The 17124-nt window shown below is 59.0% G+C and carries 17 protein-coding genes; 10 read left to right on the top strand and 7 right to left on the bottom strand.

Going from position 1 to position 17124, the window contains the following annotated elements; all coding sequences use genetic code 11:
• Positions 1 to 9 precede the first annotated feature (9 nt).
• From FBZ93_RS27025 to FBZ93_RS40760, 6 genes are read right to left on the bottom strand one after another with little or no spacing between them, the layout of a single operon-like run.
• On the bottom strand, positions 10 to 546 hold the full coding sequence (locus tag FBZ93_RS27025) for a hypothetical protein (RefSeq protein ID WP_146990064.1): 537 nt from the start codon (positions 544 to 546) through the stop codon (positions 10 to 12).
• Complete coding sequence (gene sctN, locus FBZ93_RS27020) at positions 522 to 1877, bottom strand: type III secretion system ATPase SctN (RefSeq protein ID WP_146990063.1); 1356 nt, start codon at positions 1875 to 1877, stop codon at positions 522 to 524. The genes FBZ93_RS27025 and sctN overlap by 25 nt, the downstream gene beginning before the upstream one ends.
• Positions 1874 to 2497: a type III secretion system stator protein SctL gene (gene sctL / locus FBZ93_RS27015; RefSeq protein WP_146990061.1), complete on the bottom strand. Its 624-nt coding sequence runs from the start codon at positions 2495 to 2497 to the stop codon at positions 1874 to 1876. Before sctL ends, sctN begins: the two co-directional genes overlap by 4 nt.
• Positions 2494 to 3126, bottom strand: a complete 633-nt coding sequence (locus FBZ93_RS27010) for a nodulation protein NolU (RefSeq protein WP_146990059.1) — start codon at positions 3124 to 3126, stop codon at positions 2494 to 2496. The genes sctL and FBZ93_RS27010 overlap by 4 nt, the downstream gene beginning before the upstream one ends.
• A gap of 13 nt (positions 3127 to 3139) precedes the next feature.
• Complete coding sequence (gene sctJ / locus FBZ93_RS27005) at positions 3140 to 4006, bottom strand: type III secretion system inner membrane ring lipoprotein SctJ (RefSeq protein WP_146990058.1); 867 nt, start codon at positions 4004 to 4006, stop codon at positions 3140 to 3142.
• A 9-nt stretch (positions 4007 to 4015) separates the two neighbouring features.
• Positions 4016 to 4537: a nodulation protein NolB gene (locus FBZ93_RS40760; RefSeq protein ID WP_167529226.1), complete on the bottom strand. Its 522-nt coding sequence runs from the start codon at positions 4535 to 4537 to the stop codon at positions 4016 to 4018.
• A 181-nt stretch (positions 4538 to 4718) separates the two neighbouring features.
• On the opposite strand from FBZ93_RS40760, the gene FBZ93_RS26995 reads away from it, so the two are divergent.
• Positions 4719 to 5420: a secretin N-terminal domain-containing protein gene (locus FBZ93_RS26995; RefSeq protein WP_167529225.1), complete on the top strand. Its 702-nt coding sequence runs from the start codon at positions 4719 to 4721 to the stop codon at positions 5418 to 5420.
• A gap of 1790 nt (positions 5421 to 7210) precedes the next feature.
• Entirely contained in the window at positions 7211 to 7417 is a 207-nt protein-coding gene (locus FBZ93_RS26990) for a hypothetical protein (RefSeq protein WP_146990056.1), read from the top strand.
• A 766-nt stretch (positions 7418 to 8183) separates the two neighbouring features.
• Here FBZ93_RS26990 and FBZ93_RS26985 read toward each other — a convergent pair.
• Positions 8184 to 9647, bottom strand: coding sequence for a DUF1521 domain-containing protein (locus FBZ93_RS26985; protein WP_146990054.1), 1464 nt, complete (start codon positions 9645 to 9647; stop codon positions 8184 to 8186).
• A gap of 1112 nt (positions 9648 to 10759) precedes the next feature.
• On the opposite strand from FBZ93_RS26985, the gene FBZ93_RS26980 reads away from it, so the two are divergent.
• From FBZ93_RS26980 to FBZ93_RS26945, 8 genes are all read left to right on the top strand, one after another.
• On the top strand, positions 10760 to 11050 hold the full coding sequence (locus FBZ93_RS26980; RefSeq protein ID WP_146990053.1) for a hypothetical protein: 291 nt from the start codon (positions 10760 to 10762) through the stop codon (positions 11048 to 11050).
• 43 nt (positions 11051 to 11093) lie between these two features.
• The gene (locus FBZ93_RS26975) at positions 11094 to 11276 is read left to right on the top strand and encodes a hypothetical protein (RefSeq protein ID WP_146990051.1); all 183 of its coding nucleotides are present in this window, start codon (positions 11094 to 11096) and stop codon (positions 11274 to 11276) included.
• Between the two features lie 118 nt (positions 11277 to 11394).
• Entirely contained in the window at positions 11395 to 12288 is an 894-nt protein-coding gene (locus tag FBZ93_RS26970) for a SctD/MshK family protein (protein WP_146990049.1), read from the top strand.
• Between the two features lie 35 nt (positions 12289 to 12323).
• Positions 12324 to 12860, top strand: a complete 537-nt coding sequence (locus FBZ93_RS26965; RefSeq protein WP_146990047.1) for a hypothetical protein — start codon at positions 12324 to 12326, stop codon at positions 12858 to 12860.
• A 2-nt stretch (positions 12861 to 12862) separates the two neighbouring features.
• Complete coding sequence (locus tag FBZ93_RS26960; RefSeq protein ID WP_146990046.1) at positions 12863 to 13291, top strand: tetratricopeptide repeat protein; 429 nt, start codon at positions 12863 to 12865, stop codon at positions 13289 to 13291.
• An 8-nt stretch (positions 13292 to 13299) separates the two neighbouring features.
• Positions 13300 to 15423, top strand: a complete 2124-nt coding sequence (gene sctV / locus FBZ93_RS26955) for a type III secretion system export apparatus subunit SctV (RefSeq protein ID WP_146990044.1) — start codon at positions 13300 to 13302, stop codon at positions 15421 to 15423.
• A 215-nt stretch (positions 15424 to 15638) separates the two neighbouring features.
• Positions 15639 to 16043, top strand: a complete 405-nt coding sequence (locus FBZ93_RS26950) for a tetratricopeptide repeat protein (protein ID WP_246667661.1) — start codon at positions 15639 to 15641, stop codon at positions 16041 to 16043.
• A 127-nt stretch (positions 16044 to 16170) separates the two neighbouring features.
• The gene (locus FBZ93_RS26945; protein ID WP_246667660.1) at positions 16171 to 17004 is read left to right on the top strand and encodes an Effector protein NopP; all 834 of its coding nucleotides are present in this window, start codon (positions 16171 to 16173) and stop codon (positions 17002 to 17004) included.
• Positions 17005 to 17124 lie beyond the last annotated feature (120 nt).

Genomic DNA, 17124 nt, shown 5'->3' with positions numbered 1-17124 from the left:
GACCAGCCATTAGATTGAGTCACCTGCCGCCTGTGTCCGCGAGCCACGCCGATAGCGAAGCAAAACCTCGTCATCGGCTTCGATTTCGGCTGCGAACTCCGAATGAGCATCGCTCGTGCGCTGAACGTCGCACTCAATCTGTTGCCATTTGTGAGTCGCGGCCGAACGCTTGACCCAGACGGTCCGCGCCTCAAGAACCGCGGTCTCGGCCTGCTCTCGAACCATGCACGCCTCCTCAAGCGCCTGGCGTGCCGATGCGATCTCGGCTGTGAACCGCCCAATGACGAGATGGCAGCGACGATCGAGTTCCGTGACAGGCATGGGATCGGACGATACTAGTTCCTGGTAAAGCTCGGTCTCGACCGTTGCGCGGGATTCCTCGGCACGTGCAAGAGCCACGGAAGCTCGCGCGACAGCTTCGACCGCAATGCGGCGCTTGGCTTCCCTATTGGACAATTCACGGAGCGCGTTCCGCTCCCTCATATTCTTCACGAGCCGCCATTTCGACGCATGAACGGCTTTCAGGCGGTCAGACGCGACATCCATGTGACGGTTTCCTCAAAACTGGCCGCCTCGTCCTGGCCCTGGCGCAGGAATTTCCGCAACTCATCGATCGAGGCGATCGCCCGGTCAGTCAGCGGATCGCTGCCCTGCTTGTACTCGCCGACCTTGATCAAGAACTCAGCCTCAGCGTAGCGTGAGAGCAGATCACGGAAGACGGATGCTGCCTTGCGATGCGGCACAGATACGACCGCATCCATTACACGGCTACGGCTCGACAGCGCATCGACAGCGGGAAAATGCTCTCGCGACGCGAGAGCGCGTGAGAGAATGATATGACCATCAAGAATACCGCGTGTCTCTTCGGCAATTGGATCGCCCATGCCGTCCCCCTCGACAAGCACGGTATAGAAGGCTGTGATCGAGCCGCGCTCGCCCATACCGGCGCGCTCCAGTAGACCAGGCAACAACGCAAAGACGGAGGGAGGAAAGCCGCGCCGGGTCGGAGGCTCTCCTGCGGCAAGGCCGATTTCGCGCATCGCCCGGCCAAAGCGCGTCAACGAATCCATCATCAGAACGACGCGCAATCCTTGATCACGAAAATATTCGGCGAGTGCGGTCGCCATATGAGCGCATTGCGCCCGCTCCATCGCCGAGCGCTCGGAGGTCTCAACGACGACGACCGTGCGGCGGAGGGCCTGTCCAAGGTGACGCTCGATGAATTCACGCACCTCTCGTCCACGCTCTCCGATGAGCGCGACGACAGTCACGTCGGCGGCTGCGCCTTTTACGATCTGCGACATGAGCGACGACTTGCCGCAACCAGCGTCGCCATAGATTCCGATCCGCTGCCCCTCGCCACACGTCAGCAGCCCATCCAGGACGCGGACGCCGAGCGGAAAAGGCCGTTCGATACCGCGTCGTCTCATTGGGTTGGGCGCCCTGCCGCGCAACGGCCGACGTTCCGTCGTCTTTATTGGACCTCTGTCGTCGAGTGGACGGCCGAAACTGTCGATCACTCGGCCGAGCAAATCGGGGCCGACCGGCACTTCTTGCATTCGCCCGGTCGTGACCACTTCCGCACGGCTGGACAAGCCGACCATGTCACCGATCGGCGTGAGCAAGACCCCGTCCGGCAGCAGACCGATGACCTCGGCCTCAAGTGACCATCCGGCGCGAGGATCCTGCAACAGGCAAAGCTCCCCAATACGGGCCTCTGGCAGGACGGCATGGAGCAACGTGCCGATCGCTCGCGTGATCCGTCCGCGTACGGCACGCGTATCGATATGCTTCGCTGCCGATCTCAGAGATGATAACGCGGCGTGCACGGCCCCTTCTCCAGCCGCATCGTCATGGCTTGGTCGTGGCGTGGTCACGGCTTGCCGTCCTGCGAACACGAGCCAAGGCCGTGGCGCAGCGCGCGGAGCTGCGCTGCTATGCCCAGATCGACATTGCCAAACTCGCTCCACAATACGCATTGGTCGACTGTCAGCGCGGGGTCCGGACCAATCTTGACTTTCGGCCGGCCCTCCCGTCCGTCGTACGCAGCGAACTCGCGCACCAGCGCATCGGCTTTCAGGGGAGACACGTGAAGGCAGACTTCCGCACTATTGTATTTTTGTTCGATGGCGTGGCGAGCGGCCCTTACCAGCATCTCACCCGGGTCAAAATCGCCCAGCAAATCGCTCACGATCTCAACGACAAGCGCTGGCAATTCCTGCTCCAGAACGGCTTTTCGCCGCGCCAGTTCGGAAGCAGCCTGCGCAACCAGCCGCGCCATTTCCTCCGCACCCGCCTTCAGGCCCTCGGCATGGCCGCGCGCCCGCTCCCGCTCATAAGCTTTGCCAGCCCAGCTGCGAACACGCTGCAGATGCCGTTCTGCTGCAGCACGCGTCTGTGCGGCATCGCACCAGATCTCGAGCTCCGCGGCTGGTATCAGCGGCCCACGCGGACGCATTTGAGGGGCGACGGGTAATGCTGGGGGATTGGCTGTCATACCGTGGGCGCCTCCGTCGCCAGATGGCCCATGATCAGGGAAAGCAATGGGCCTGCGGCATTGCGGTGCTCGGCCGCCGGGTTCTCCGCGGCGGTTCCAATGGGCAAGCGTAGTAGGACGCGGGTTCGATCGAGCGCTGGAGCCTCGTTGAGCCAGGCACCGAGACAGGCATGTCCGTCGTGTTCAATCTGCCGCGACAGTTGCTCCGGATCGATAATCGACCTAGTTGCGACCGCACTGGATAAATGCCGGATACCGAAAGAGTGCACTTCAGCACCGATCATTCCGACCAGAATTGAGAGGTCTTTCTTTGAAACCAGCTTCAGCAATGAACGGGCATACCAAATGCCTCCGGCGAGCAGGGCAGCGCGGCGCGGATCATGCCCAAGCAGAAGGTCGCTCACCCAATCACGTCCGTTCTGTTCGATCTCACTGTCAAGCAACAGTCCGGCCAGTCTCCGCTGCAGCCTGGGACTCTTCTGCAGCCGCAGCACGGTAGGAGCTGACAACAGCGGATCAAGACGCGTGGCAAAACGGGTCGGATGGATAGAGGTCACGAACGCGCGCAAGCGATCGGAAGACGAGTTGGGTGAGCGATCGGGCTCCTTGGATGTCATCGATACCGACATGAATACACCCCACCTAAGTCGGATCGGAGATCGTCTTTTTGCCAGCGGCTTGGACAGCGGGCATATTCGAAGGTCTGCCGAGCTTGAGAAGTTTGCGCGGTGATTGTCCGAACTGGCGCACAACTGCGCTCAGCAGCACGTAAGATATGATGCCGAGCGCGGCGCCAGCGCCACCAATCCCGACCAAAAGCAATGGTGTTGGACTAAATTTGGTTGCTTGAGCCGAGGCGGCTGCCGGCACAGGCGGTTGGCCAAGCTGAGCCCGTTCAACCGGAACGAAGACGACGGCCACCTTGTCGTAGGACAGCCCTTCAATACTGTTGGCGACGAGCATCTTGATCTGCGGTAGTAACGCTGGAAGCTTCGCATTGGAGTTATGTCGAATGAAAACCGATGCCGAAGACGGGGTCGTATCCTGTCGCAGCAGATCGTTTTTCGGTAAGACAACGTGGACACGCGCAGAGATAACACCATCGATATCCTTAATGGTGCGCGACAATTCTTCGCTCAGGGCATAAACGTAACGGGCGCGCTCCTCGACGGGCGAGGCAATCAGGCCCGATCCCTTGAACACTTCGCCAAGATTCTTGAAAGGTTGGCGCGGGAGCCCCTCAACGTTCAGTAGGTCGATCGAAAACGCGAGCTGCTGTTCTTCGACCTGAATCGTGCTGGTTCCGTCTTTGGCGACAACACGGATGGCATCGACACCCTTACCAAGGAGAAGCGCAAGCATCTCGTTAGCCTCACGCTCCTGAACTCTGGTGTAGAGATCGGCCTTGCAGCCGGCCAGCGAGAGCAGAAGCGGAAGCACGACCAAAGCATGACACCGCCGCCGCAACAGCCAGCCGGGGCCGATTTCTCCATGCGTCACGACAGCCATCAACGTCGCTCAACCCGCTGATAGCAGCTTGTTCAGAGATGAGCTGACAGCGCCGGTCGTCTTGGAGACCAGCGAAACCTGAATGACGTTACCGTAAACATCTCGCAGATTCGTCAACATCGATTCGAAATTATCCGCAGCTTCCGGCTTGCCCAGTGTGCGCGCTCCGACGTCCTGCGGCTGCACGAGCGACTGCGCGGCCGGCCCAGGCTGCACAGTCTTCGAAGGGACCGGCTCGCCGCCGACTGCCGGAGGAAATGCATTCGAAGGACATGTATTGCTCCGATGCATTGCGGAAAGACTCTGAAGGACGCGTTCGCCAAGCGGACTTGCTTGCGTGATTGCGCGCTGGCTCTTCGACACCGGCGTCAACGCCGCGCTATCCGCTACTGAAGAGGCCGCGATCTGATGCGAAGCCGCTTGCGCAAGGCTCTGCTGAAACTGGGCCAGCTCGCCGAGAACTGTCGGCGAACAGGCCTTGGAGAGGCATTCGGCGGGATTGGGAGAGATCGGCGTAGCGCCAAACATCATGGAAGGTGTCATTGCGCCGTGTGATGAGCTGTTCATGACCGATTGACGTGGCAGAACCCTAGAGAAGCGAGCTGACGAAAAGCTGACGAGCAGAGAACGGACCCTCGTCATCTAATAATCACGTTTGGCTTCCAATCTGGGACGAGTTTCGGTGTCTGTTGTCAGGCGGAAGAAACCGGGAATGCTCATCCGATCGACGAAACTGCACATCTTGAAAAGAGTTCTATGTGTCGGAGTTCTCATCTCCCTGGGTTGCGTTAGGGCGTCCGGCGCGTCCCTATCGCTGCCTTCGACACCTTTTACCTATACGGTCCTGGATCAGGACCTCGCTGCCGCGCTGCAGGAATTCGGCAACAACCTCAATATCAGAGTAGACGTCAGCGCCGAAGTGAAGGGCCGAATTCGCGGACGAATGCCGGATCTGACACCGTGGGAGTTTCTGCAGCGTTTGACCAACTTCTACAATCTTCAATGGTACTATGATGGGCTCGTGCTTTACATATCCGGTGCGCACGAGTCGCAAAGTCGTCTGCTTGTCTTGAATCCGATCACCTTCGATTCATTCAACACGGCCCTCAATGCACTCAACATCTCCGATGAGCGCTATATCGTCAGACCTGCACCGGGAGACGGCCTCGTCCTGGTTTCTGGTCCACCACGCTTCATCGCGCTCGTGGAGCAGACACTGAAAGGCCTTGTGGCGGAGGCGCAGGGGCGACGAAATCCTGCTGTCGTCGAAAAACCGCCGCGGGAACCGGTTTTGAGGTTGTTTCGTGGCTCCTCAAGCATGGTCATTCGCGATGGACGACAGGAAGGTTCCTATTCTTCCGGCGCGCCGAACCAGGACAGCGTCGTGCGCGAGCCTGCTCCAGGCCAGAGGTGACTTGAACAACAGGTGGCTTACGGCGGAAATCAATGCGGTCTCTATTGGCTTGAATCGCTGTGATCGTCAGCTTTTCGAAAGCTGCCCCCCCTAGCATGAGAGCGCGGATGTCTCGACGGCGATGCCGCCTAGCGACCGCAATCGACCTGCATGTCGGAGTCACTCGATGCTCGATTGATAGCATGGCTAGCACAACCTTCGCTCCGAGGCTGGAGCTCAATGCGAGCCTCCGACACACTCCCTTCGGTGGTCGCAATGCAAATGGCCTTCCGCGAAGAAGAGCTCGAGCGGCTCCCTGATCTGAAAGGAGGAACAGGATGGATTTCAACTCAATCGACCCAGCGAACAAGAGCCCACAGCCGGACTCACCTCAATCGCCAGCGGATCAAACGGGCTTTGAGCAGCGGCTGAGCGCGTTTCAGTCTTTGGCCGAAGTTCCCGGTTACGATCAGGATCTGATTTGGCGGGAGCTCGCACCCGGGCCATCGGGGGGCGCGGTCGCCGGCGAACGGCTTCTGCAGCCGAGCTCGCCGCAGCCGATTGCGCCGTCACAGAGGGAGGCCCCCGATTTCGGCAATGATCCGATTTGGCAGGAGCTTGAACCACGGATGCTCCAGGCTGGCCCGTCGCAAGCCGGGCCGTCTCAACCAGGGCCGTCTCAAGTTGGACCACATCGGGGAGCCGTGCCACCAGAACTCGGAGATTTCGAAATGGGAAACGGTCGCAGGGCCTGGGACCGTTGGGTCTTCACTGGCCAAACAGCCACAGACGCTCAGATCAACATGCTGGAGCGCAACGGAATCATGCCGAGCAAGGACTCCCCGACAACAAGTTTCACCATGCGAGGTGTGCCCCACACGGCCGAATGGCGAGAAGAGGGATTTACTTATATCAAACCGGCGCTGGACCCTAACCTTTGGCCTGGTGGCTCGGGTGAAGATTCGCCCACAGGCTAGCCACCACCGCCCGGCCTGCAGCAGAGGCACGCGCGCGCCTTCGTTGCACTTTTGAGCCCTCGCCGGCGGGCGGAGGTTAGCGGCGTCCACTTTGGCCGGCGGCTTTCCCGCCGGCCAACCTCCTTGTACGATCTCAATCGGTGAGTGCATCCAAGGATCTGGTCAAGGCAAGGACTCTGTGTAGCGGCTCCAAGACAGGCAGTCATCCGGCCGCGATCTTGATGTCACTGGCCCCGGTCCGGTTTGGGCGCGGACCGGTTTGTTGTATGTTGAACTCAGTGAAGCGATATTGCCCGCTCGATCACCCTGCAAGCGCTATCGTCGCAACGCGGCGAAGCGCCGCGAAGACGAGTTCGCGTCATGTCACGCGACGTCCACAATACATTCGAGCAGCCGGCGCGCAAGCCTGTCTGATTCGTCTTCCCACGGCAGTCAAAGCAAGCGCGACCACGTCCTGTTCGCTCATGCTCCATGCTTCACGCAGCAGTATTAACGTCGATCAAGTTGTCTACAACGGAAGAAGCGCTACCCGGCCTGACCGCCTCAGCTAACCGACGGCTGTCCCCACGTCTCCCCACTGCTGTGAACTTCTGTCGCGCTTTGTTCATGAAACACCACTTCGGATAGGCTGTGCTGGCATGCCACATCGAGGCACTCTTCTACCCTGCGACTCCATTCAATCGGTACGTCGACAGAGCGCCGAAACCGCATCTGTCGCCAGAAATCATTACCGCAAGGAACGGCTTCTCCTCGTCAGCATTTTGAAAGCTAGTCCTGATAGCATTAAGAGAGCAGGTCTCTCGCGGCGACGCCGCCTATTTGAGTATCACAAAGATGAGCGTAGGTGCGCCCGATACCGGAGCGAGGGGACTTGAGGATGTCGCGAATTCTGACGGCGCGATGAGCGGTGGCGACGACGCCCATGCTGCAAAACTGCGTCAAGCCTTCGAAAAGGCTCTCGGTTCGATCGCAGTGCAGATTATCAGCGATTCCCAACAGGATATAGACGACGCCCTGAACGAAACAGATGAGGATGCGTAAAGCCCGAATGAATGCCTGGTCTCCAAGGATACATGGAGCATCAGTGATCAAACTCGAGAAGCACTGGACGGCGCAAGCAGGGGCTTGGCACAGCTTGTAGGATGCGCAGCTTGATCGAGACGGCAATGGTCTTCCCGATCCGTCGCGAGAGCAACGTCACGCGCCAAGCGCGCTTGAGCCTTCTCGGTAGCGGGCCGCCGCTCCGACTATCCTTTTGATCTTCTGCAACAGGCCCGGGCAGCAGAGCCCATTATCTCAAGCAGCCTCATAATCTCAAAGAGCCTTATTGTCTCAAGGAAGCCTTGGGCATCCAGAGCGACTCCGCGGCTGGAGGTGAGAAAAGGCGTATTCGTGCCTTCCCGTATCGGCTGAAACGCTGTGGTCGCGCTGGCCAGGCATTCCGCAATCCAATCCGTGGCAACGCCGACGACCTCTCCCGTATTCGATCTTCAACGACTTTTCCGTAGCGGCGCTGGCGCCAGCTGAAGCCCTGGCGCACCGAGTTCTCGAGGACCGCCTTAACTATTCTGATCAAGACGTTGCTGCCAAGTCTGCGGCTGTGTTCGTTGGTCAGCGTTGTGCTAGAGAACTTCGGATCATCAAGATGCGAGAGCGGCGATCATGGATAGATCCACCGCCGCCCATCCCTTCCCCGTCGCTCTCTTGGGGAGGAAGAACAAGCGGGCGCAAGCGCCCGCTTCCATGACGTATGAACAGGAACTGGATCGGGCGTCAGGCCAGCGGCGCATGGCGACCGATCATCATGTCACGCATCCGCGTCTTGAGATCCCGCATCAGGATTCTCATTGTGGTTGATAATTCCTTGGTTCACCGTGCGTCCGGAACCATCGACCCACCCCTGAGCGTCCTCATGAATTGTCTGACTACCATCGGGCGTCAGCTGATCGAGGGTCTGCCCAGCGTTGGACTGCGTCACCTTCAGATTGTCTTTGCCATCCTTGTCGTCGCCGAGCCCCTCGACAACCATGGCGTTGTCGCCGTTCGTAATGGTAAGCTTCGAGGAGATGGATTTGCCGTCACCGTAATCGACGGTGTTCACGGTGATCTTTGTGCCATCATCGAGCTGCAGAGTCATATCCTTCTTGAAATCGAAATCGTCCTTGCCATCGCCATCAGCATCGACGTGAGGATCGCCGTGGACCTTCGTGACATGGCCGGTCTCGTTGTTGCGAATGGTCCAAGTGCCGTCCTTCTCGTCGGCTGTGATTGTGTACTTGTCGCCAAGGTTGATCGTGGCCTTGCCATCCTTGACCTCATGCGTCCACACCGGATCCAGCGAAGGTGGTGGGCTCTGGTTAAGCTGAGCCGGCAGCAACGAAGGAGGGGGCGGAGGAGGAACGAAGAGAGGACTGACGAGGACTGCAGAGGTAAGCGGCGGGCGTGAGGACTGGTCAGCGCCGTTTCCGGGCGCGCGCCCGTCTTCGCCAGCATCGATACCCGCCTGGTCCACCGTGCGTCCGGAACCATCGACCCACCCCTGAGCGTCCTCATGAATTGTCTGACTACCATCGGGCGTCAGCTGATCGAGGGTCTGCCCAGCGTTGGACTGCGTCACCTTCAGATTGTCTTTGCCATCCTTGTCGTCGCCGAGCCCCTCGACAACCATGGCGTTGTCGCCGTTCGTAATGGTAAGCTTCGAGGAGATGGATTTGCCGTCACCGTAATCGACGGTGTTCACGGTGATCTTTGTGCCATCATCGAGCTGCAGAGTCATATCCTTCTTGAAATCGAAATCGTCCTTGCCATCGCCATCAGCATCGACGTGAGGATCGCCGTGGACCTTCGTGACATGGCCGGTCTCGTTGTTGCGAATGGTCCAAGTGCCGTCCTTCTCGTCGGCTGTGATTGTGTACTTGTCGCCAAGGTTGATCGTGGCCTTGCCATCCTTGACCTCATGCGTCCACACCGGATCCGGCGAAGGTGGTGGGCTCTGGTTAAGCTGAGCCGGCAGCATCGAAGGAGGGGGCGGCGACGTGTATGCCGGAACAACAACGGTCGGCGCGAAGGCTAGAGGGGCGGCTCCCGGAGTAACGACGGCTGGAGTACTTAACGGCAGATACTGATAGGTGCCCGCCGGAACACCGCCGGCGTACTGCCCCAACAAGATGTTGAACGCGGGATTGGTGGCAGCGCCCTCCGGCACCGGACCATTCACCGCCGAATCGAAAGCGCCGACCACGGGAAGACCGGCCGCAGGAAGATACGACATTTTGATTTACTCCTGTTGCATTGAAGAAAGCGGCAGGCTGCGAGCGACACGTGCGCAATCGATCAGGCGCATCACTCACGAACTCCCCAAAACGCATCATTCGTCCGCCCGTGGCCGAGGCGCACGCATGTTTTCGCTGCCAACGACCACAGCCTTGATGAAGCGACCCTACTTCTTTCATCCGATTTCGAGGGCGCGCTCATATCGGACCTCTATCCAACTCGCAGGAACTCTACCCGCAGCACCTGTCGAGAAGCTGACGATGGAAACGACCGACTGACATCTCAGCGTTCGTTACGACCTGACCCAATCCTGAGATGCTTGGTCATGCTGGCCGCCGTTCGCGACCGGTCTCGGCGAACGACCGTGATGCTTGCCGATCACAAGCGGCAAGTCGCTTCGAGAACATCGATCGGATGTCAGCTTCTCAGACGGGTCTTCCCAATGCCGCGCTTTCACGCCGCCTAGCCATTGAGGCAGCAATCACCGCGGTCGAGCGGGTACGTCCGTTCTCCCTCAGTATACAGGCGACACCGATCGTCGAATACCGCCGGTCGCCCATCGAACCAGCAAAGCGACGTTGTCGCCATCGATCGCAGGCCATACGCATGCCGCCAGGCAATCGAAGAGCAGAGTCTCGACGTGATCTCTGGGTACATTGGCCGGCCACATCTGGCAGTTGCCGCTTCCGAACTGGTTCCCGCTCGCGTTCTATGTGGCACCAAGGCTGCTGCACGAGATGACCACGCACTCATCGATGAAAGCTACAGTCGCTCCCCATCGCCTGCCGATGTGACTTGCTCGGTAGAAAACCGGCGCTAATTGGCACTCCGATCGAGAGCTCGCCAGATCAGAAATTGTGCCTGAACGCACAGGGAAACTCCCCTTCCCGTTGTCGGTCCGGCAATGAGCCGGCATATGCCCGGCCAGCGAAACCCAGGTGGAGCCGCAGCGGTCGCGAGGTGCTCCGGCCGTCTGCGGGCGCCTTGGCTTCGACACCTGCTGAGGCCCGTCAGCTTCTCGAAAGGTAACGCTCCTAGCATGAGAGCACGTGATCACTAGGCGACGCCTCGTCTATTGAGCGTATTGAAAAATGAACACAGGAGAACCCGATGATCGGAGAAATGATCGGAAGCGCTGCCGGCGGATGGCTGGGTGGACCTCCAGGAGCGGCGATTGGGTCCGTTGTCGGCGGCGCCGTCGACCATGCCTTCGAAAAGGTGCTGCACAAACTGGAGGATGAGAAAGTTGGCTCCGACAATAAGGACGGCGTCGGAGGAAACAACGTACAGCGCAAAGAAGATACCCCGGGCACGAACGTGGAAAGTTACCTGAACAACCTCCCGGGCGAGCATGTCTTTATTTCTCTTCCCGCCATCGTCACGCCGGCTCATCCGACGTAACAGCTCACAAATAGCGACAGGTTCCAAGGAAAGGTCAGTAGACATGGTTTCCAATGTTGGCGGTGTCGGCGCCGGTGCTCAGCAGGCCAACGATCCCGGTTTCGAGACGCAGATGGCTGAGTTCGAGCGTGTCAGCCAAAAAGTCCAGGCGCAGGCCGTCGAGATGCGCAGAATTACGACCGAGCTCTCGTCCGAGAAAAAGGTCGCCGACGAGCGCGTTCAGTAGTGCTGCAAGACGGGTGGCACACCGCGCCGCTGTGCCGGCTGCGCCGTGAATGACGAACTCGCAAATGAGCCGTACGGCAACCGCCGTACGGCTTCTCTCATTGTTTAGGAGATTATCCGTGCATGAATCGATTTCTGCCAATTATGAGGTGCTGTCTGGGCTATATTCTGGACTGACCGGTAAAGCGGGTGTCGGCACGAGCCTCATCGGCAGTGGCCTCGATGCCGACATGATTTTCGTTGAACAAGGGCTCGAGCCGCATCACCTTCGGATCATCCCACATGGCAATTCGATTGAGATCGAAGCCCTTGCGACCGGAATCAGCGTAGACGAAAACGAGGATATTCCCCCGGGCGAGCGTGTTGTAGTTCCTCTTCCTGCCATCATTCACACCGGCGCGATGTCCATTCGCTGGTCGAGACCGGGTTCTGCGCAAGCTGGTTCGGTCGGCCGCTCGCGTGGAGCGATCGTAGCACTCACCTTGATCTTGCTGAGCTCTGTCGCGATCGGCACAGTCTCAATCATTTCCGCCCATACCGGCAACGCGGTGACGCTGGGCACTGATTCGCCCCCTGCCATCCAGGCCGCACCCAAGCTGTCCCTCAGCGGCCTTGATGCTGGGACCACCGATGCAACTGCCGAACTGCTGCAAGAGACAGTTGATGGAGCGGGCCTCCTTAACATCAAGGTCAGTTCCGGGCTGGGCGTTGTGACCGCTGAGGGCACCGTTACGCCCGCCTTCGTCGCCAAATGGCAGGAGGTCCAGCAATGGTTCGATCATCATACCAATGGCATTCCGGCACTTGTGAACGCCGTGACGGTCAAGGAGGAGAAGACGCCGTCCTCAATTGCGGTCCAAGCCGTTTGGCGCGGAAGCCAACCCTATCTGCTTATCGGCGGTCAAAAGTATTTCGTGGGCGCGCTGTTGAATAATGGATGGACCGTCGATCGGATCGAGGATGGACGCGTGCTGCTGAGCCGGAGTGGCCGGCTTGCTGCTCTTCCCTATTAGACTTTCCGGCCCCTGCAGGTAAGACGGAGGATGTCATGGCCAAGCTGCCTCATCCCGCTATAGAGCCCGGTACCTCCTCGCAGGCGTTCAACATGGGCGAGCGTGCGCCAACGATCGGCCTGCTCCCCCCAAAGACCAATAACATCGAAATCGAGGGTACTCATGCAAAAGACGGCAAGAAGCAGCCCTCTTTGCGGGATATCCCGACGCAGGATCCGACAATCGCCCCCGCGTTGGAAGCCGAGATCGAGGTCAACTCGATCGATGCAATCTCACGCGTCACTCTCTACGAGAGCACGGTCCAGACAAATGAGATTGACTCACGCAGGGCACTGGCCTCGCTTTATGGCCACAATCTCGCACATGGCCTGCTCTCCTTCGTCATTCCACGCCTACGTCATCCAGACGTGCTGCGCCCTGACAAACATGGTGTTCTTCTTGAGCACTTGGCCCAAACACTGAAAGCAGCGCCAGAGGATCAGATGGCGTGCGAAGGCCTTGCGATCCTGCAGCAGGATCTGCGGTGGCTAATCCTGCTCCGGCAGAATCTGAACAGCTTGATCGAGGGCTAGCAATGATCGGCCCGGATGAAATGCAGCATGTCACCCCGACGGTCCCGCCAGCCATCTCCAAATCCGGCGATGGCTTGCTGATCTCCGGGCCGGAGCGGGATTTGCTCTGCGCACTTTCCTATATCCACCTTGCGTGCGGGCAGAGCGCACGAAGCCTGGCTCTGTTGCAGCCGATCAAACGCGACGATTCTCAAGACGTCGACCTGCTCCGCATTCTCGCCTACGCACTCATCTCCGAGGGGCTTGGTGACGAAGCGCTGGCGGTACTGGATAGGCTGGACACACTTGATGACGAGCCGACTTCGCGGATCCCTTTGATGCTCTTGCGAAGTCACGCCCTACGAAAGGCAGGCCGCATGGACGAGGCGCGTGCCGCATTTCAATGTTATGTGGCATTGCGTGGCCGCACAGCTCTCAACGAGCAACAATAAGGATTGCCATGCCGAACGTCCTGCGTCACCTAATCGCGCGCGCGCCGGCTCGTCCAGATTTCATGGTTGCGCTGATGCTGCTTTTGGCGATCGGGATGATGATCGTGCCGGTCCCTATCGTGGTGATCGACATGCTGATCGGCTTCAATCTGGGTTTTGCCATATTGCTGCTGATGGTTGCCCTATATCTCAGCACGCCACTTGATTTTTCATCCTTGCCGGGCGTGATCCTGATCTCCACGGTGTTTCGTCTGGCGCTGACCATCGCAACGACGCGACTGATCCTCGCTGAGGGCGACGCAGGTAGCATCATCCACACGTTCGGCGACTTCGTAATATCGGGGAACATCGCCGTCGGCATCGTCATATTTCTAATCGTGACGATGGTACAGTTCATGGTTCTCGCCAAGGGCGCCGAACGCGTCGCAGAGGTCTCCGCGCGCTTCACACTCGACGCTCTTCCGGGCAAGCAGATGGCGATCGACGCGGACGTACGCAACGGTCATATCGATCAGCACGAAGCTCGCAGCCGGCGTGCCGCGCTGGAGCGAGAAAGCCAACTTCATGGCGCCATGGACGGCGCCATGAAGTTCGTGAAAGGAGACGCCATCGCCGGGCTTATAGTCATCTGCATCAACATGTTGGGCGGGATCAGCATCGGTCTATTCTCCAAGGAGATGTCCCTCGACGAGGCACTGCATCAATATACGTTGCTGACGATAGGTGACGCGCTGATTTCGCAGATTCCGGCGTTGCTGCTGTCGATTACAGCCGCAACCATTGTCACGCGCGTGAATGGGGCCTCCAAGCTCAATCTCGGTACCGATATCGTCAACCAACTCACGGCCAGTAGGCAGGCATTACGGCTGGCAGCTTGCGTCCTGGTTGTGATGGGGTTGATTCCCGGCTTCCCTCTGCCTCCGTTTGTCCTTCTGGCAGCACTGTTCGCTGCGGCGAGCTTTATCAAGGGTCGCGTGCAAGACGCCAAGACGGCCGCCAAGGCCGGCGCAGATGTCACTGCTCCGACTCCGGCTCCGCCGACAGCACAAGCCCAGAAGCAGACTGTGCCTGCGGAGGCACTTCCGATCGCGCTGCTTCTTGCGCCAGACCTGACGCAGGCGATCGACAAAGAAGAACTGGGACAATGCATTGGACGGGTTTCGGCACTGGTCTCAGCTGATCTTGGCATCACAATTCCACGCATCCCTGTCCAGGTCGACCAGCACTTAAGCCGGTCGCAGTTCAGGGTAGATGTCGAGGGCGTACCAGTCGAACGGGATTTGGTAGACCCCACGCAACTCGCGCTCAACGACGACATTGCGAACATTGAATTGAGCGGCATCCCCTTTCGGCATGACCCAGAGACGAACCGGATCTGGACTGAACAGGGCAATGCGCCGGCTCTCAGAGCCGCCGGAATCGGGCATCACCGCCCGAGCGAACTGCTGGCCTTGCGCGTCCATTCGACATTGACGCGTTATGCACAGCGGTTGGTAGGCATTCAGGAAACGCGCCAATTGCTCGGTCGGATGGAGCAGGAATATGCCGATCTGGTAAAAGAGGTGCTTCGCACGACGCCGGTCCCCCGGATCGCCGATGTTCTCCGGCGGCTACTGGATGAAGGCATCCCCATTCGCAATACTCGGCTGGTCTTGGAGGCGCTGGCAGAATGGAGCGAACGCGAGCAGAATGCCGTCTTGCTCACCGAATATGTTCGCTCAGGTCTGAGGCGGCAGATCTGTCATCGCCATGCCAATGCCCACCGTGTTCTGCCCGCTTTCATCATCGAACGCGAGACCGAGGATGTTGTGCGCAATGCGGTGCGTGACACCGCTGTCGGTCCCTACCTGGTTTTGGAGGGTTGGCAGAGCGAGAGGCTGCTCTCACAGTTTCGCCAGATCCATTCGAACATCGCACCGGGGCAGACGCGGCCCATCATCCTGGGGGCAATGGACATCCGGCGCTTTGTCCGCGGTTTCCTTACCCGCAACGGGATCGATCTGCCTGTCTTGTCCTATCAGGATCTCGCCCCGGATTTCACGGTCCAGCCGGTTGGATCCGTCAAGCTCACGGCTACCAAGCATCAGGCTGTGTCAGGAGACCGTCATGACGTGGTTCCTGCAGCCGGCTAACAGAGCACAATCGTTGGGCGTGAGATAATATGAATTCACAGGAGATAGGACGCCGACCGCGGCTGTGCCTCTTTCGTCCGGGCTCGTGCTCAACCCTCCTCGCTGTGCCTGCTATTCTGATCCTCGCAGGTTGCGCTAGTTGGGATACGCCGGGTCTTTCACTGCAGGAGCCGCCAGGACCTGCGTTACTGAGTGCAAGGACTATCGATCCTGCTATGCGCGAGCGCATTGTGCACGCCCTCGGTCGGGATGTCGACGAGGAGACTTTGCGTGTCGCGTTGAAGCAACAACCGGGCAACGTTGACGCGGCGGTTGCTCTTGCTCGGGCCTTGCTGGCACGCAAGCGTTCGGATGAGGCACTTGAGTTGCTGAACGACGTCTTGCTTGCAGTACCTGGCGACCTTCGCGCACTGAACGCGAAGGGTGTTGTCCTCGACAACGAGGGGCGTCATCATGAGGCTCAAGCGCTATATCGGCAAGCTCTCGCCATGGATCCTGGGAATTCGATGGTACGGCATAATCTCAGCCTGTCGCTCGCTCTTGATGGAAGCGCCGGCCCCGGCAGCACCAGCCCAGAGCCGGTGTCGGACTTGTCGCACGCGTTGGTGCGATCGCGATAGCGAGGCCTTAACACCGCTTGCGACCGGCCGTCAGCTTGTCGTCAGGGAGGCTGAATATCAATCTCCGCAGGGCCTGAGTGGCCTGCACACAGTACGAAACACCATGCCGATAGGAGCGCGCATCGCCATGTACAACCGAATCAGTGGCTCATCCAGCATCCAATCTACGGGCATTTCCGATGCTGATGATGCGGACAGCCAGAGGTTTTCGGACATGTTTTCCGCTATGCACATGGCCGAGCCGAATTCCTACGCCAGTTCATCTTCGGCGCCAACACGACCTTATTCTCTCGTTCGCAAGCCGCCTGTGGTGGAAATCTCAAGTTCTTCATTCGAGAAAAAAGTGAAGGACTTCTATGGCGAAGAAATAGAGCACATCGCCGCGGACCCGCAGCAGTACTCGCGTCCTGTGTCGTTGAAAGCCGAACGCACAGCATACGTTGCCTATCGCCACGGCGGCACGGGCTCCGATTCGAAAGACGCGCGATATTTCAGCTATCAGCTAGGCAATAAGAGCGTTGGACTGCTCCGCACGGAAGGCGGATCCAGCATGAAGGATGTGTTCGAAGGAGAACAGTGGCGCGAACAGTTTCCAGGACGGACCGAAACCACATCCACTACAGACTTTCGGGTTACTCATCCGCTTGTCGATAACGCGGGCGATATTCTCCTGGAACATCAGCTTCGGCTCGACGGCGAACGACCATTGATCCTCTCTAATCCCGTGAACCCAGAAGCAAAAGCCCGCGCAGCGGCGTTGGGTTTTGTTGCGGTGAGCAACTCGACGATGGTGCTTGACCCAACCCAGCACCCCGACAAGTGGACGAAGAACAGTGACGGTGAATGGCAGCGAGCAAACAAACCATCACTGTATCTGTCCAAGGCTGACGATACTGAAGGCAGCGATACCGACCGTGTCGAGTCTACTCCTCCCGATTCGGACGACGATGACTTCATGTAGCCTTGTTGGGTAGGCCATCAAGAAAACAATTCATGCGATCGACGAGACCGTTCGAATACCCGATGCTCGGCTCTATGCACCGGTTCAAATGCAACCGGCCTCAACTGCGGCGCCCGCTAT

It is taken from the genome of Bradyrhizobium macuxiense, assembly GCF_007993935.1.
GTDB classification, from domain to species: Bacteria; Pseudomonadota; Alphaproteobacteria; order Rhizobiales; family Xanthobacteraceae; genus Bradyrhizobium; species Bradyrhizobium macuxiense_A.
Note: the sequence above shows the minus strand (reverse complement) of the source record. Positions and strands in the feature narration are given on the sequence as shown.

Excerpts from the sequence above, each read along its gene's own strand:
- FBZ93_RS27025 (WP_146990064.1), bottom strand. The coding sequence starts at position 546 with ATGGATGTCGCGTCTGACCGCCTGAAAGCCGTTCATGCGTCGAAATGG.
- sctL (WP_146990061.1), bottom strand. The coding sequence starts at position 2,497 with ATGACAGCCAATCCCCCAGCATTACCCGTCGCCCCTCAAATGCGTCCG.
- FBZ93_RS27010 (WP_146990059.1), bottom strand. The coding sequence starts at position 3,126 with ATGTCGGTATCGATGACATCCAAGGAGCCCGATCGCTCACCCAACTCG.
- sctJ (WP_146990058.1), bottom strand. The coding sequence starts at position 4,006 with ATGGCTGTCGTGACGCATGGAGAAATCGGCCCCGGCTGGCTGTTGCGG.
- FBZ93_RS40760 (WP_167529226.1), bottom strand. The coding sequence starts at position 4,537 with ATGATGTTTGGCGCTACGCCGATCTCTCCCAATCCCGCCGAATGCCTC.
- FBZ93_RS26995 (WP_167529225.1), top strand. The coding sequence starts at position 4,719 with ATGCTCATCCGATCGACGAAACTGCACATCTTGAAAAGAGTTCTATGT.
- FBZ93_RS26990 (WP_146990056.1), top strand. The coding sequence starts at position 7,211 with ATGAGCGTAGGTGCGCCCGATACCGGAGCGAGGGGACTTGAGGATGTC.
- FBZ93_RS26985 (WP_146990054.1), bottom strand. The coding sequence starts at position 9,647 with ATGTCGTATCTTCCTGCGGCCGGTCTTCCCGTGGTCGGCGCTTTCGAT.
- FBZ93_RS26980 (WP_146990053.1), top strand. The coding sequence starts at position 10,760 with ATGATCGGAGAAATGATCGGAAGCGCTGCCGGCGGATGGCTGGGTGGA.
- FBZ93_RS26975 (WP_146990051.1), top strand. The coding sequence starts at position 11,094 with ATGGTTTCCAATGTTGGCGGTGTCGGCGCCGGTGCTCAGCAGGCCAAC.
- FBZ93_RS26965 (WP_146990047.1), top strand. The coding sequence starts at position 12,324 with ATGGCCAAGCTGCCTCATCCCGCTATAGAGCCCGGTACCTCCTCGCAG.
- FBZ93_RS26960 (WP_146990046.1), top strand. The coding sequence starts at position 12,863 with ATGATCGGCCCGGATGAAATGCAGCATGTCACCCCGACGGTCCCGCCA.
- sctV (WP_146990044.1), top strand. The coding sequence starts at position 13,300 with ATGCCGAACGTCCTGCGTCACCTAATCGCGCGCGCGCCGGCTCGTCCA.
- FBZ93_RS26950 (WP_246667661.1), top strand. The coding sequence starts at position 15,639 with ATGCGCGAGCGCATTGTGCACGCCCTCGGTCGGGATGTCGACGAGGAG.
- FBZ93_RS26945 (WP_246667660.1), top strand. The coding sequence starts at position 16,171 with ATGTACAACCGAATCAGTGGCTCATCCAGCATCCAATCTACGGGCATT.